We start from the raw sequence: 14,544 nt of genomic DNA on the forward strand, positions 1-14,544 counted from the left end.
CTTTTGTATTAATAAACTATTCTCATATTTTATTTCATGAGAGGTAATTATTACTTATTTAGAAATCTCTTTTCAACCAGGTGATAAAAAATAGTGGTTATAGGGATAATAAAAATAAAAATAAATGCAAAGATCACCCATTGCCGGGTATCATCTGTGAGTTCAAAGTTTTTTAATAAATAAAGATTTATTAATGCAAGGAACGGACCGTGTATAAGATATAAACTGTATGATATTTTTCCTAAAAATTCTAATGGTTTGCTTTCAAGAATAATGATTGATTTTCCTGTTGCTTTTTTGTATGTGACTAATGAATACAATAAAAAAGAGAATGTTACCCCTGTAATTAATATCATTAAAAAACTGTTAATATCTAATAATGCGAATAGTGATAAACTTCCTATGAAAAGAATTACAGCTAAAGGAATTAAAAATTTATTGATTGTTGTCTTTTTAAATGATAAATAACAACAGATAACTCCCATGAAAAATAGAATTATAAATTCAGGTTTTGCCATTGGAATCAGCTTTTTTAATAATAATGCCAATAAAGCGAATATAATAAATGAGACATATTTATTAGTTTTTTTCCAAAGTATAAGCATGAGAGGAAAAAGCCAATAAATCTGCCATTCTGTAGCTATGGACCAATGTGCTCCATTGATCTTATAAACCCATGAAGAATTTAAATTATGAAATAATCCAATATGACTGATAACAGACCAAAAAGTGACAGGTATTTTGCTATCCCAAGCTGTATTTTGTGCTGTTTGTAATAAGGGAAAACATAAAATCATTAATCCTGATAACAATAATGCAATATAATAGGGCGGAATTAATCTTTTGGCTCTTCTGCTAATATATCTTTTAAACCCTCCTTTTATTTCCATATTATTGTTAACCACTGGAATAGCAAGGCAAAAACCGGAAAGAACTATAAATATAGATACTGCCAAATGACCAATTGACGTAGCTTTTTGTATAAAATAGAGAACAAGGTCATTAGACCATTTAATATCATGAGCTGCAGAATAGCCATTAAATAATAAAGAATGATACAAAACTACCCATAACGCAGAAATTCCTCTTATTCCATCAAGAAACTCAAATCTTATCTTCATAAAAAAATTTTCCGCAAAAGTAAAGAAAATTAAAATCTGAATGTGTTAAAAAATAATATTACTAATACTTTATTAATGAATCTGTTTAGGCTTAGATTATTATATTTCTAATATTTGAAAAATAAGAGTTATAACAACAAGAGTAAAAGTGAAATTAAATTGAAGAAAGTATTGTAAAAAGTTACCTTTTGATCACTGTGAAAATTAAAAACCTCTGAAAATCAAATGATTTCAGAGGTTTTCTGTACCCAGGACCGGGATCGAACCGGTACTCCTAAGAACTGGTGTTTGAGACCAGCGCGTCTACCAATTCCGCCACCTGGGCTTGATGTTGAGTTCAAACATGATGTTTGTTTCAAATTGGTGTGCAAATATAGGAACTTTTTTCAATGTTCAAAAGCTTTTTGAAGAAAAATTTTTAAAAGCTGAGTTCCAAACCATCGTAGGCAAGGTGTATTCCGGCCGGAAGCTGCTTGTCTTCAATATTATGCAGCCCTAAATGATGGCTGATATGTGTTAAAAATAATTTTTTCGGTTTTAGCTCTTCAAACAGTTTGATGACGTCCGGAAGAATAAAATGGGCAGGATGGGGGTCAAATTTTCTGATACAGTTTAATATCAGGACATCCAGATTCTTCAGCTTTTCCTTTTCTGTTTCAGAAATGAATCCGGCATCTGTAATGTAGGCAAGGTTTTTAAATTTGTATCCAAATACGGTAATTTTATAGTGGATCACTTCTACGGGAGTGATTTCTGTGTCCAGTACGTGAAAAGGTTTGTTTTCAATTTCATGAAGTTCAAAAGCGGGCGCACCGGGATACCTTACATCTGCAAAAGCGTAAGGAAACCTGTTTTTAATTTCGTGAGCGACTCTTGAATAGCAGTAGAGAGGAACATCTTTTCCACTCTTAAAAATCAATGGCCGCATATCATCAAGCCCGATTACGTGGTCATTATGCTCATGAGTAATCAACGCAATATCTACGGTATGTTCTTGGTTGGTAAGCATTTGCTGCCTGAAATCCGGACCGCAGTCGATCAGTATTTTTTTATTTTCCTCCGTAGTCACCATCACGGAAGAACGTAAACGTTTGTCTTTGGGATTTTCAGAAGTACACACTTCACATGTACAGCCTATAACGGGTACACCTTGAGAAGTACCGGTTCCTAAAAATTTCAACTTCATTTTGTTTTGAGGTTGGTTTAATTTTGGTAAATTTACAAAAAATTTCATGTCCTAATGTATCAGAAACTAACTCCTAAACAAAAAGCATTAACAATTAATCTAGATCCTACTATTTATGGTACTTTCGCAGAAATTGGAGCAGGGCAGGAGACTGTTCGCCACTTTTTTAGAGCAGGAGGAGCTTCCGGTACGATTGCTAAAGCGATGTCTGCGTATGACAAAGATTTTAGTGATGCCATCTACGGAAAGGAAGTAAAAAATAGATACGTTACCCAAAACAGGCTTCGCAAAATGCTTCGATATGAAGTAGCTTTGATTGAAGAAAGAATTTCAAGAGATAATAATCCTGATAGAAAATTTTTTTCTTATGCCAATACGGTAACAACCATCAATTTTGACAAGACTGTAAAAGGCCATGGCTGGGTAGGAATTCGTTTTCAGACCAAAGAAAATGAAGATTACAATGAAATCGTGATTCACGTAAAATTCAAAGAAAATGATGCTACCCTTCAGCAGGAAACCTTAGGGAATCTTGGGGTAAATCTTATTTTCGGGGCTTTCAATTACTTTGACAACCCAAGAACTTTAGTAGAATCTTTATACGATGATGTTGCAAAAGACAACCTGGAAATTGATATGATTGATTTCAGCGGACCTGCTTTTGCCTATGTTGATAACAGACTGATGTCTCTTCAGCTGGTGAAAAATGGAATGACCGATGCGGTGATTTTCAATTCTCAGGGCAGTAATATGCTTCCGGCAGATGTATTGTACAAAAAAAATATTTTCGCAGTAAGAGGAAGTTTCAGACCGGTAACGAAAGTAAACATTGATATGCTTAAAAATGGGATGGATATGTTTTTCAAAGACGCTATCTGCACCCATGAAGAAACAGAAGTTCTAATCGAAATCACTATTTCCAATCTGAGAGCAGATGGAGATATTGACGAAAGAGATTTCCTTGATAGAGTAGATATTCTTGGTAAACTGGGCTATACTGTTATTATTTCAAACTTCTCTGAATATTACAGACTGATCGATTATTTCGCATCTTATACAAGTGGAGATATTGGTGTAGCGATGGGAGTAAACAACCTTTTGATGGTATTTGATGAAAAATACTATAAAGATATGTCAGGAGGAATCCTTGAAGCATTCGGGAAATTTTTCAGAAACGGAATGAGAGTATATCTTTATCCATATAAAGATCCTGAAACTCACCAGTTGCTGGATTCTTCAAACCTGAAAGTAGAAGAAAACCTGAAAGAACTCTATAAATATTTCAAACACAACAATCGTATTGTAGATATTACGAACTATAATCCGGAGTTTCTGGAAATCTACTCAAGAGAAATTTTGAGAAAAATAGCATGTTGTGTGAAAGGCTGGGAAAGCCAGGTTCCGGAAGGTGTAGCAGAAATGATTAAAGAGCGTGGAATGTTCGGATATAAAGAAGAACTTTCCCTAAAACAATTCTCTTAAAAAAATATATACAATGTCAGAATTAAAGAAAAGACTTTCCTCAATTCTTGAAAGTCCTAAACATAATACAGAAGAAAAACTTGAAAAAGTTTGCCACTTGTTGGATCAGGAAATTTCTTATTTCAACTGGACGGGTTTCTATTTCAAAAACGGAGATAAGGAAGAATTGATTTTAGGTCCTTATGTAGGAGCACCAACAGATCATACCATTATTCCTTACGGTAAAGGAATTTGCGGACAGGTTGCGGTTTCCAATGAAACATTTGTAGTTCCTGATGTAAATGAAGAAAGCAATTATTTAAGCTGCTCTATTGATACAAAAGCAGAAATTGTAGTTCCTATCTTTAAAGACGGAAAAAACATCGGCCAGATTGATATTGATTCTCATAAGGTAGACCCTTTCACTAATGAAGACCGTGAATTATTAGAATGGCTTTGTAACGAAGTTTCTAAGGTTTTATAGTAGAATTTCAATACGAATACAATATAGACTCCGGCTTTTATAGTTGGAGTTTTTTATGAGTATAACCGGAAATTCCTAGTTTATTATTCAGAAATTATGGATTATAAGTGGTAATGACAAACATGATTAAAGGTCCGTCTCCTGTATTTTCAATAGAATGATAACCTATAGAACTGATGGCTGTAATATCTCCTTTCTTAATAACTTTCTTTCGTATGGATCCCTCAAGTCCGGTTCTTTCACGGTATTCTCCGGTTCCGTGAATGACCACGTACAGTTCCTGCTCATTTCTTTGGTTGTGCGTATGAAACCCGGATTCATCACCTTTATTCAGTAAAACCATATACGCTGCAAGGCGATTATTAGCTAATTCCTTCTGATCAAACATCTGTAGCATATATACAGTTCCTTTTCCACCGTACATATTCTCACGTTTATCCATTTGTGTGATGGCTCGTTCATTCTTTTCAAAAGCCATTACATAAAGATTGATGTATTTTGAAACTTCCTGAATAACGTGATCAAATTCTGCTCCTTCAGATAATATAAATGTATCAGACATGTGAGTTTAAAGTTTAATGTTTTAGAGTTTAAAGTTAATGGTCAAAAAAATTAGCTTTGCTGCATCAGGTGAATTTCAGCCAATAATTCTTTAAAGTAATTCTCACATTTTGCAATATGAGTTCCATACCAGGAAAATGCTTCACCATCTACAATCATGATTTTTTTATCAGGGTAAAAAGCCTGCAGTTCTTCAATATGTTTTTCTTTAAAGGGAAATGGTTCGGAAGAAAGCATGATGACCTCTGCATCTGCAAGATCTTCAGTAGTAATCTGAGGATAGCGGGTTTTATCTTTGAAAATATTCTCAAAGCCAATTTCTGATAAAATCCTATGAATAAATGTATCTGAACCAATGGTCATATAAGGATTCTTCCAGATAAGATAAGCCGCTTTCAGAGGTGTTTCCAGCTTGGCCTGATTCAGTATTTCATATATTTTAAGATTAAAAAGCTGTGCTCTCTCTTCCTTTCCGAAAAGTTGTCCGAGATTTTTAAGCAGATAATAATTGTCCTCAATTGTTTCAACATTCGTCACCGTTACTTTAAAGTCATCCATTAAAGCTTCTACCTGGTCTTTTACATTCTCTTCCTTATTGGCAAGAATAAGATCCGGCTGTAATGCTTTTATTTTCTCGATATTGATATTCTTGGTTCCACCGATTATGGGTACATTTTTTATTTTATCCTGAGGATGAATGCAGAATTTTGTTCTTCCGATAACTTCATTTTCGGTGAGTCCAAGGTCAAATAAAGCCTCAGTAATTGAAGGTACAAGTGAAACGATTTTCATATTGGCATGTTAGATGATGCCTAAAATTACAAAAGTTTTCCGGTTAAGAAAAGTCCGGCTACGGTAAAATAGATAATAAGTCCCGTCACATCTACCAATGTTGCTACAAACGGAGCCGAAGAAGTAGCTGGGTCAAGGTTTAATTTCTTTAAGACAAACGGGATCATAGAACCGGATAGCGTTCCCCACAACACAATGGCAATTAATGAAACTGAAACACTTAATCCAACGTAAGCCCAGTACTGACCATAATCAAAAAGACCAATCTGCTGCCAAAGCATAATTCTTATAAATCCTATAACTCCCAAAATTGCCCCAAGACATAATCCGGAGATAATTTCTTTTTTCATGACATACCACCAGTCTTTAAGACTGATCTCCTGAAGCGCCATTGCACGGATAATTAATGTTGCTGCCTGCGATCCGGAGTTTCCTCCACTGGAAATAATCAACGGAACAAATAGAGCAAGAACAACAGCTTTTTCAATTTCTTTATCAAAATATCCCATTGCAGAAGCTGTCAGCATTTCCGAAACAAATAAAATGATCAGCCAGGTTGCTCTTTTTTTGATCATTTCAGTCCAGGAGGTCTGGATGTAAGGAAGATCCAATGCTTCCAATCCCCCGAATTTCTGAATATCTTCCGTATTCTGCTGTTCAATCTGATCGAGAATATCGTCAATTGTTACAATTCCTACCAGAACACCGGCTTCTGTAATGATTGGAAGAGCGCCACGGTCATACTTTTCAAAATAAGTTACTGCATCTTCTTTGGAAGTTGTTGTGGTAATCGCAACGAAATGATTGTCTGTGATATCAGAAACCAGTGTATCTTCCTCTTCCAACAGCAAAGTTCCGATAGCAAGGTCATCAATCAGGCGGTTTCTTTCATCCACCACATACAGGTAGTTCATGGTTTCCACTCTTTTTCCTACCTTTTTGATCTGCTGAAGACATCTCTTTACTGTCCATTCCTTACGGATCTGAATATAATAAGGCGTCATCAGACGGGCAATAGAGTCTGAATTGTATCCAAGAAGTTTTAAAGCAATTCTTCTTTCCTGAGGGTTAAGATGATTGATAGAATATTTGATAAGCTCATCCGGAAAATCCTCGAAAAGAGCAGTCCTGTCATCTGGAGTCATTGCATTCAGGATCTCAGAAACTTCATCGCTTCCGATACTTCTGATGGTATCTTCCTGAAAATCAGGGTCAAGGTGTGAAAAAACTTCTGCTTTGTATTCTTTCGGAACCTTCAGGAACGCGAGCAGTCTCTCATCAGCAGGAAGTTCGCTGAGAGTTTCGGCAATATCGGCAGGGTTGAAGATAAGTTCGTCTCTAGAATTCAAAACGTGAAATTTTTTGGATATGCAAAAATAATTCAAATTTTTAAGACTGAGCAATAAAGTGGCAAAATTAAGGATTAATTAAAGTTTATCACTTCAGTATAAGGCCAAAAAAAAAACACCCGCCGAAGCGAATGTTAAAAAATTAAATTTAAATTCCAATATTCTTTAAATTGGTTCACATTCTGAGGTAGGGATGTATGTGCAGACAGCATTTGTACAGCACTGGTAGGGGCCGCAATCTGAGTTGTCCCCACACTTTTTTATTCCGCTTCCTTTAATATTTTTTTGCTGCAGCCTGTTGAGCTTCTTAAGATTTGAATTTTTCATGGTAATCAAATATAGTAAGATTAAGGCTCTATCGGACAGTCATGATCCCAACATTCTCCGTTACAGCAATATCCCACAGAACATGGTCTTGTTATACTGCATCTGAAGGGGCCGATGCCGCCGTTGATCTCTTTAGCAGCTTGTCTGCTGAGTTTCTTCAAGTTTTTCATATGGTTTAGATTTAATGTTAAACTAAAATAGTAAATATTTTCATATTATTCATTTGGTGGTGAAAATATTTTACTATAAATCAAGGTTTTGTTTAATTTTTAAATAAAAAACACCTACAAGTGCAGGTGTCTGTAATGATCATATATTATTCCAGGGGACATGGATTCACAACACAGATGTTATGACAGCACGAACCGCCCGGACATTCGTAATGTTCTGTACATTTTTTGAAAGGTCCGCTCCCTTTGATTTCCTTTTGTACTTGTCTGCTGAGTTTTTTTAGATTTTTCATGATATTTTATGTGAGTTAGTTAAGTTTTTTATATTCTATTCAAGGCAGATGAACGGTGAACAAATGCCATAGCAGCAATATCCTACAGTACACGGGTTACTGTCACTGCATCGTTCAATGGATCCTCCATTGATTTGCTTTGCTTTTTCTCTACTGAGTTTCTTTAGATTTTTCATAGGGTTTAGATTTTAATATTGAACTAAAATAGTAAAAAATATTTAATAATTCCTTATTTGGTGAAAATATTTAATTGTTAATCAGTTATTTATGATATGTTTAAACTAAAAAGCACCTGTTTCATAGGCGTGAACAAGTGCTTTATTTAACATGAAAATATTTATAATTCAGGGCATGGATACACTACACATACTCTGTGACAGCATGATCCACCCGGACATTCAAAAGGATATTGACATTTCTGAAGACGTATGATACTTCCTGAGATTTCTTTCTGACTGTTTCTGTTCAGTCTTTTTAAATTTAAATTTTTCATAATAATTTAGATTTAAGATCAAACTAAACTAATGAAAGCATTCAAAGTATTGATATACATGTAGATATTCTGCAGGATAAAGGCTATGAAAGAATTATGAATTATGAATTATGAATTATGAATTATGAATTATGAATTATTCTGATACGGCTAATTGATCTGAAGTGTAAAAATTCACGATTGACTTGCGAAGCAAAATTGACCATTGATTATCAAAGGTCTTATATTCCAACTTTAAACTCAAAGCACTGCTTCCGTTGACTTCAGCTTTCTCAGCTTTTTTATGATTCCTTTTATAGCTCCTTCGGTTCCTATTTTAACAGAGTTTACTGTTGAACCCAGCAGGCGCATATTTTTTCGGTAAGTATCATAGTCTGTTTCCGTGACAAGATTTCCGTCAGAACCAAAAAGTTTCATGCTGACAACTACCTGATTGGAGAAAACATATTTTCCTAAGCCTACTTTGAAATACCGTACTTTGGAAACAATCGCAAAATCAGCATCGTTATTGAGGCAGTAATCTGCGATGGTCTGTTTATCTATGCTGTCAAAGGGAACCTGAACTTCCGCCCGGAGCATTTTATTTCTTCTGCTGCTGAAATTATCGGAAACAGCGTCAAAGAATGCATTGTTGGTGGGATCTTTTATCTCATCAACATCAGGCTCTACTTCAGGATTGAAGTACAGAACTTTTTTTATTTTGTCATCAGCCGTTTTCTGAGCTTTTACCGAAGTAATGCCGATGAATAAAAAAGTTGTAATTGCCGTAAAGAATATAATTTTTTTCATTTGTAATTCGAATGCAAAATTACTGCCTTTTCGTTGGATTGCATAAAATTTATTAAGAAATTTTTAACATTTTTTTCTATCAAATTTGATTTATGAAATCAATAATGTTTGCAGAATCAAAAAATAGTCGTAATTTTGCACCCGTTACATAATAATCATTAAACAATATTGGAATGTACTTAACAACAGACAAAAAGCAGGAAATTTTCGCAAAACACGGAAAATCTGCACAAGACACAGGAAGTGCTGAAGGACAAATCGCTCTTTTCACTTTCAGAATCAACCACTTATCTCAGCACTTAAAGGCTAACCGTCATGATTTCAACACAGAGAGATCTCTAGTGAAATTGGTAGGTAAGAGAAAAAGTTTACTAGATTACCTTAAAAACAAAGATATCGCAAGATATAGAGCAATTATTGCTGAACTAGGTTTAAGAAAATAATCTATAAAGATTTTCAAAATAAAAAGCAACTTCGAAAGAGGTTGCTTTTTTATTTTATATTACTGTGACTCTTTAACCACAAAAGGGACAAAGCTTTTTAGAAACTATTAAATGTTTGAGAAGAGCACTTAAGTTTTTTTAAAGTCTTTGATTTTCATGTGATATAAAGAGTATTTAGATTCCTACGGAATGACACAATTCAAATGGAGTTGTATTCATGCAATTTGTCATTCCGTAGGAATCCAGCTTTTATTATTCATAAAAGATTACAACTTAAGCCAATAGCACAACTGAAGGTGCACTAATTCCCATCCTCCGGAGGGGTGGCGAAAATTCAAAGAATTTTTGAAGGGGTGGTTAATTGCTATCTTTTCCAATCTTCCCCAAATGCGTATTCTGAAAACTGTCCGAATACTTCAATCCATAGCCCATAATTCTGTCAAAAGCTGAATGAGAAAATAAAATGGCTCCGGCCATTTGCAGATAGGGTAGAGATAGAGCTGTTCCGGCAAAATAAACAAGGATCGCTACTCCAAAGTGATGGAAGAGATTATAGAAAAATGCTCCAACTTTGGTATTCACTGTATACCCCAGCATTGAAATGTCCGGAGCAAGAAATAGCCCTGCAAACCACCACCATGAATATCCCGTTAGGGCAAAAGCATAGATTCCTAATAACAGAAATGCTGCGTATTCAAGCTTTAATTGTATTTTCATATCATATTGTTAATCTATTAGATAAGTTCCTGTTTATTACAAAAAGTTACATTTTAAGATCAAAAAAAGAAAGCGGAACACCTTTGAGATATTCCGCTTATACATTTTGATATGATTGATTTTAATGACCAGATTTAGCTTCGGTATTCTCTACATGACCAAGATACTTGGTACAGTAAGCCCCGAAGATAAGAATAACCAGATAACAGAATACAGGAATGATGAATGAATGCTGTACGCCAAACTGATCTGCAAGATATCCCTGGAAAATAGGAACTATAGCCCCACCTAAAATAGCCATTACAACCAGTGAAGATCCCTGGCTGGTATATTTCCCCAGTCCTGAGATTGCCAGTGTATAAATATTCGAGAACATAATAGAGTTGAAAATTCCGATTCCTAGAATACTGTACATTGCCAGTTCTCCATGATTGACCATAGCAGAAATCAGTAATACAACATTGATCGCTGCAAAGATGGATAATGTTCTTGCCGGAGCCGATTTACCCACGAAAAAGGCAATGAAATTAAGAACGATAAATACAAGGAAAAAGCTGATCTGAGAGAAGGTAAGGTTCACAATACTAAAGATAACAAGGAAAACTGCTCCTGCTGCCCCAAGCATATAAACAGCCTTTTTACTCTGGCTTAAAGATTGGTTCAAAGAAATAGCCCCAAGAAAACGGCCGATCATGGCTCCGCCCCAATACAGGGAAAGGTAGTTTTTGCTGATAATTTCATTAAATCCCATAATCTGTGGCTGCTCAAGGAAACTGATAATAAAACTTCCTACAGCAACTTCTCCGCCTACATAGCAGAACATTGCAAATACTCCGAATTTCAGGTGGCTGAATTCAAGAGCTCCCCAGCCTTTTATCACTTCTTCTTCACCCATCTGGAATGAAGGAAGTTTAACTCTTGAAATCAACAGAGCTACCAATAAAAGGATTCCTGCGAAAATAAGGTAAGGGATTCTCGTTGCTACCGCACTGAATGACCCATCCGGAGAAGAGAAAAATTCAAAAATAAGATGGCCTCCAAGCACAGGAGCAATCGTAGTTCCGAATGCATTGAATGCCTGTGTCATATTCAGCCGGCTGGAAGCAGATTCTTCACTCCCCAGTAACGAAACATAGGCATTGGCAGTAATCTGCAGTACCGTAAAGCCTAGTCCCAAAATAAACAAAGCTCCCAAAAACAACGGATAATACGAGAAAGTAGCTGCCGGATAAAACAGGACACAGCCAAAAGCTGCCAGAAAAATTCCGAACAGAATTCCTTTTTTGTACCCTAATTTATTGATAGGATCTCCTTTTGTGATCGAGATCAGGAAATAAATCAGCGATCCGATAAAGTAAGCCCCGAAAAAACAGAACTGTACCAGCATGGATTCGAAAAAAGTAAGATTGAAAAGTTGCTTCAGATAAGGGATCAGGATGTCATTCATACAGGTGATGAATCCCCACATAAAAAACAACAGGGTGATGGTAATCAACGGAACCGTATAATTCCTGCTTTGCGATTGTACTTCTTTATTAATCATAAACATTTATTTATCTGTATAAGGATAAGTCCTTAACTTTTTTTGCCTACAGCATTGCATTTTTTGAAGTAAGGCAAATATAGGGATCAACCTATGTTTCTGCAATAATTTTAATGGTTTTTATAATGAAATGTATACTTCTTTTCAATTTAGAATATTATTTACATTTTTTGAGACAATAATACAAAAACAACAGCATTTTTCAATGCATTATCTTCAGAAAAATGCATTGAAATAATGAATAAGTTGAGATTACAGCTATAAATTTTGAATCTTTCATCAACTGATAGCCAATTTTTTGTATTTTGACAGCCTATTTATGCAATTGAAAAATTTAATATTTCATTATTATATAGTACCTTTGCACACGAAATTTAAAGAGTTTAAATATTAATTCATACTCAATACGGAGTATTAAGAAGACAAATTTATGAGTATACCTCAAGCGTTTACAGAAATGATTACTCTTGCAGATGGCAGAGAAATCACTATTGAAACAGGGAAATTGGCCAAGCAGGCTGATGGATCTGTGGTAGTAAAAATGGGTGGAACAATGCTTTTAGCAACTGTTGTAGCCAATAAAGAAGCAAATCCTGGTGTAGATTTTTTACCATTAACAGTTGATTATAGAGAAAAATTCTATGCAGGTGGAAGAATTCCTGGAAATTTCTTCCGTAGAGAAGCAAGACCTTCTGATCAGGAAATTTTAACGATGCGTTTGGTGGACAGAGTTTTACGTCCGCTTTTCCCTGAAGATTTCCACGCTGAAGTTCAGGTGATGATTTCATTAATTTCTTATGACGGAAAAACAATTCCTGATGATTTAGCAGGTTTGGCAGCTTCTGCAGCGATTGCTATTACAGATATTCCTTTCAACGGACCAATGTCTGAAGTAAGAGTTGTAAGATTTGACGGAGTGCTTTCTGTTAACCCAAGTTATGAAGAACTGAAAAATTCTGAGCTTGATATCATGGTGGGAGCTACTAAAGATTCCATCGTAATGGTAGAAGGTGAAATGAAAGAAATTTCTGAGCAGGAAATGTTGGAAGCTATTAATTTTGGTCATGCTGAAATTAAAAAACAAATCGAAGCTCAGGAGAGATTAGCAGAAAAAGTAGGAAAAGCTTTCCCTAAGAGAGAATATTCTCACGAAAATCACGACGAAGAAATTCGTGAAAAAGTATGGAAAGAAACTTATGATAAAGTATATGAAGTAGCAAGAACTCCATCTGGAAAAGAGGAGAGAGGAGAGAAATTTAAAGCAGTTCGTGAAGAATTTTTAGCTCAATATGCTGAAAATGCAGAAGAATTGGAAAGAGTAACACCTTTCGTAAAAGTATATTATCATGATGTAGAGAAAGAAGCAATGCGTCAGATGATCCTTGAAGACAATATCCGTCTTGATGGTCGTGATCCTCAAACGATCCGTCCTATCTGGTCAGAAATTGACTACCTTCCGGGAGCTCACGGTTCTGCAGTGTTTACAAGAGGTGAAACTCAGTCTTTAACAGCCGTAACTTTAGGTTCTGTGAAAGATGCAAACATGGTAGATAGTGTTATTTCTCAGCACGACGAAAAATTCTTCTTACATTATAACTTCCCTCCGTTCTCTACAGGTGAAGCAAGACCTTTAAGAGGAACTTCAAGAAGAGAAGTAGGACACGGAAACCTTGCTCAAAGAGCATTACAGGCAGTTATTCCTGAAGAAAATCCATATACCATCAGAATTGTTTCTGATATCTTAGAATCAAACGGTTCATCTTCAATGGCAACAGTTTGTGCAGGAACACTGGCACTAATGGATGCCGGGGTAAAGATTACAAAACCTGTTTCAGGTATTGCAATGGGATTGATTACGGATGCAAAATCAGGTAAATTCACTGTACTTTCTGATATCTTAGGAGATGAAGATCACCTTGGAGATATGGACTTCAAAGTAACAGGTACTGCAGACGGTATCACTGCTTGTCAGATGGATATCAAAATTCAGGGTCTTTCTATGGATATCATGGAAAAAGCTTTGATGCAGGCAAGAGACGGAAGATTACACATCTTAAATAAAATCACTGAAACAATCTCTGAACCAAGAGCAGACGTGAAGCCTCACGCTCCGAAAATGGTAGTAATGGAAATCTCTAAAGACTTCATTGGTGCTGTAATCGGGCCTGGAGGAAAGATCATTCAGCAGATGCAGAAAGATACGGATACCGTTATTGCTATTGAAGAAGTAGGGGAGATTGGACGTATCGAAATTGCAGGAACAGACAGAGAGAAAATCAATGCTGCTGTTGCTAAGATCAATGAAATTACTTTCGTACCGGTTGTAGGAGAAGTTTACAATGGTAAAGTAGTGAAAGTAATGGACTTCGGTGCATTTGTGGCGATTGCTAAAGGAACAGAAGGACTTCTTCACATTTCTGAAATTGAATGGGCTCGTCTTGACAAAGTTCCTTATGCTGAAGGTGATGAAGTAGAAGTGAAGTTCATGGGTTACGATGACCGTAAGAAAATGAAACTTTCAAGAAAAGTTCTTTTACCAAGACCTCCAAGACCTGAAGGACAGGGGAGACCAGAAGGGCAAAGAAGACCGGAAGGACAAGGAAGACCTGAGGGACAAAGAAGACCAGAAGGACAAAAGCCACAAGGTGAAAGACCAGTGGAAAACGAAACTCCTTCTAACGAAGCTTAATAAGATTCATTCTTACATATAAAAAATCCCTCAATTTTGAGGGATTTTTGCTTTTTATGTCATTGCGAAATGCAAAGCATTGAAGCAATCTCACTTTTTAAAATTCAGAGATTGTTTAGCTTGCAA

At 35.6% G+C, this 14,544-nt stretch carries 16 protein-coding genes and 1 tRNA gene; 4 read left to right on the forward strand and 13 right to left on the reverse strand.

The annotated features are described in order from the left end of the window. Nucleotides 1-50: 50 nt before the first annotated feature. The 3 genes from KYG33_RS20950 to KYG33_RS20960 all read right to left on the reverse strand — a co-directional run bounded on the left by KYG33_RS20950 (nucleotide 51) and on the right by KYG33_RS20960 (nucleotide 2,307). Entirely contained in the window at nucleotides 51-1,121 is a 1,071-nt protein-coding gene (locus KYG33_RS20950; protein ID WP_077415541.1) for an acyltransferase family protein, read from the reverse strand. A gap of 245 nt (nucleotides 1,122-1,366) precedes the next feature. Beyond that, nucleotides 1,367-1,446, reverse strand: a tRNA-Leu gene (locus KYG33_RS20955). A gap of 93 nt (nucleotides 1,447-1,539) precedes the next feature. Then, on the reverse strand, nucleotides 1,540-2,307 hold the full coding sequence (locus tag KYG33_RS20960; RefSeq protein ID WP_077415896.1) for an MBL fold metallo-hydrolase: 768 nt from the start codon (nucleotides 2,305-2,307) through the stop codon (nucleotides 1,540-1,542). Between the two features lie 54 nt (nucleotides 2,308-2,361). Between KYG33_RS20960 and KYG33_RS20965 the strand changes: the two genes are divergently transcribed. Together KYG33_RS20965 and KYG33_RS20970 are read left to right on the forward strand one after the other, a co-directional pair. Beyond that, entirely contained in the window at nucleotides 2,362-3,789 is a 1,428-nt protein-coding gene (locus KYG33_RS20965; RefSeq protein WP_077415524.1) for a nicotinate-nucleotide adenylyltransferase, read from the forward strand. 13 nt (nucleotides 3,790-3,802) lie between these two features. Then, nucleotides 3,803-4,252 (forward strand): GAF domain-containing protein, encoded by a 450-nt coding sequence (locus KYG33_RS20970; protein ID WP_047381126.1) that lies wholly within the window; start codon nucleotides 3,803-3,805, stop codon nucleotides 4,250-4,252. 94 nt (nucleotides 4,253-4,346) lie between these two features. Here KYG33_RS20970 and KYG33_RS20975 read toward each other — a convergent pair whose 3' ends face one another. The 8 genes from KYG33_RS20975 to KYG33_RS21010 all read right to left on the reverse strand — a co-directional run bounded on the left by KYG33_RS20975 (nucleotide 4,347) and on the right by KYG33_RS21010 (nucleotide 9,026). Then, the gene (locus KYG33_RS20975; protein WP_077415522.1) at nucleotides 4,347-4,814 is read right to left on the reverse strand and encodes a cupin domain-containing protein; all 468 of its coding nucleotides are present in this window, start codon (nucleotides 4,812-4,814) and stop codon (nucleotides 4,347-4,349) included. Nucleotides 4,815-4,864: 50 nt separating this feature from the next. After that, nucleotides 4,865-5,605 (reverse strand): ABC transporter substrate-binding protein, encoded by a 741-nt coding sequence (locus KYG33_RS20980; RefSeq protein WP_077415521.1) that lies wholly within the window; start codon nucleotides 5,603-5,605, stop codon nucleotides 4,865-4,867. Nucleotides 5,606-5,631: 26 nt separating this feature from the next. Beyond that, entirely contained in the window at nucleotides 5,632-6,954 is a 1,323-nt protein-coding gene (mgtE, locus tag KYG33_RS20985; protein WP_077415519.1) for a magnesium transporter, read from the reverse strand. Nucleotides 6,955-7,301: 347 nt separating this feature from the next. Then, complete coding sequence (locus KYG33_RS20990) at nucleotides 7,302-7,451, reverse strand: bacteriocin-like protein (protein WP_156121080.1); 150 nt, start codon at nucleotides 7,449-7,451, stop codon at nucleotides 7,302-7,304. Nucleotides 7,452-7,597: 146 nt separating this feature from the next. Further along, nucleotides 7,598-7,744: a bacteriocin-like protein gene (locus KYG33_RS20995; RefSeq protein ID WP_172625734.1), complete on the reverse strand. Its 147-nt coding sequence runs from the start codon at nucleotides 7,742-7,744 to the stop codon at nucleotides 7,598-7,600. Between the two features lie 35 nt (nucleotides 7,745-7,779). Beyond that, nucleotides 7,780-7,920 (reverse strand): bacteriocin-like protein, encoded by a 141-nt coding sequence (locus tag KYG33_RS21000; protein ID WP_175627217.1) that lies wholly within the window; start codon nucleotides 7,918-7,920, stop codon nucleotides 7,780-7,782. A gap of 161 nt (nucleotides 7,921-8,081) precedes the next feature. Continuing rightward, nucleotides 8,082-8,237, reverse strand: coding sequence for a hypothetical protein (locus KYG33_RS21005; protein ID WP_219072352.1), 156 nt, complete (start codon nucleotides 8,235-8,237; stop codon nucleotides 8,082-8,084). Between the two features lie 240 nt (nucleotides 8,238-8,477). Further along, entirely contained in the window at nucleotides 8,478-9,026 is a 549-nt protein-coding gene (locus KYG33_RS21010; protein ID WP_077415517.1) for a pyruvate decarboxylase, read from the reverse strand. A 173-nt stretch (nucleotides 9,027-9,199) separates the two neighbouring features. On the opposite strand from KYG33_RS21010, the gene rpsO reads away from it, so the two are divergent. Then, entirely contained in the window at nucleotides 9,200-9,469 is a 270-nt protein-coding gene (gene rpsO, locus KYG33_RS21015; protein ID WP_034692246.1) for a 30S ribosomal protein S15, read from the forward strand. A gap of 357 nt (nucleotides 9,470-9,826) precedes the next feature. On the opposite strand, the gene KYG33_RS21020 is transcribed toward rpsO, so the two are convergent. Then, the gene (locus tag KYG33_RS21020; protein WP_077415515.1) at nucleotides 9,827-10,186 is read right to left on the reverse strand and encodes a DUF4260 domain-containing protein; all 360 of its coding nucleotides are present in this window, start codon (nucleotides 10,184-10,186) and stop codon (nucleotides 9,827-9,829) included. 121 nt (nucleotides 10,187-10,307) lie between these two features. Beyond that, complete coding sequence (locus KYG33_RS21025; protein WP_077415513.1) at nucleotides 10,308-11,729, reverse strand: sugar MFS transporter; 1,422 nt, start codon at nucleotides 11,727-11,729, stop codon at nucleotides 10,308-10,310. A 430-nt stretch (nucleotides 11,730-12,159) separates the two neighbouring features. Here KYG33_RS21025 and KYG33_RS21030 point away from each other — a divergent pair, with 430 nt between their 5' ends. Next, nucleotides 12,160-14,418, forward strand: a complete 2,259-nt coding sequence (locus tag KYG33_RS21030; protein WP_077415511.1) for a polyribonucleotide nucleotidyltransferase — start codon at nucleotides 12,160-12,162, stop codon at nucleotides 14,416-14,418. Nucleotides 14,419-14,544: the final 126 nt, after the last annotated feature.

It is taken from the genome of Chryseobacterium sp. D764, from assembly GCF_019317325.1.
Taxonomy (GTDB): domain Bacteria; phylum Bacteroidota; class Bacteroidia; order Flavobacteriales; family Weeksellaceae; genus Chryseobacterium.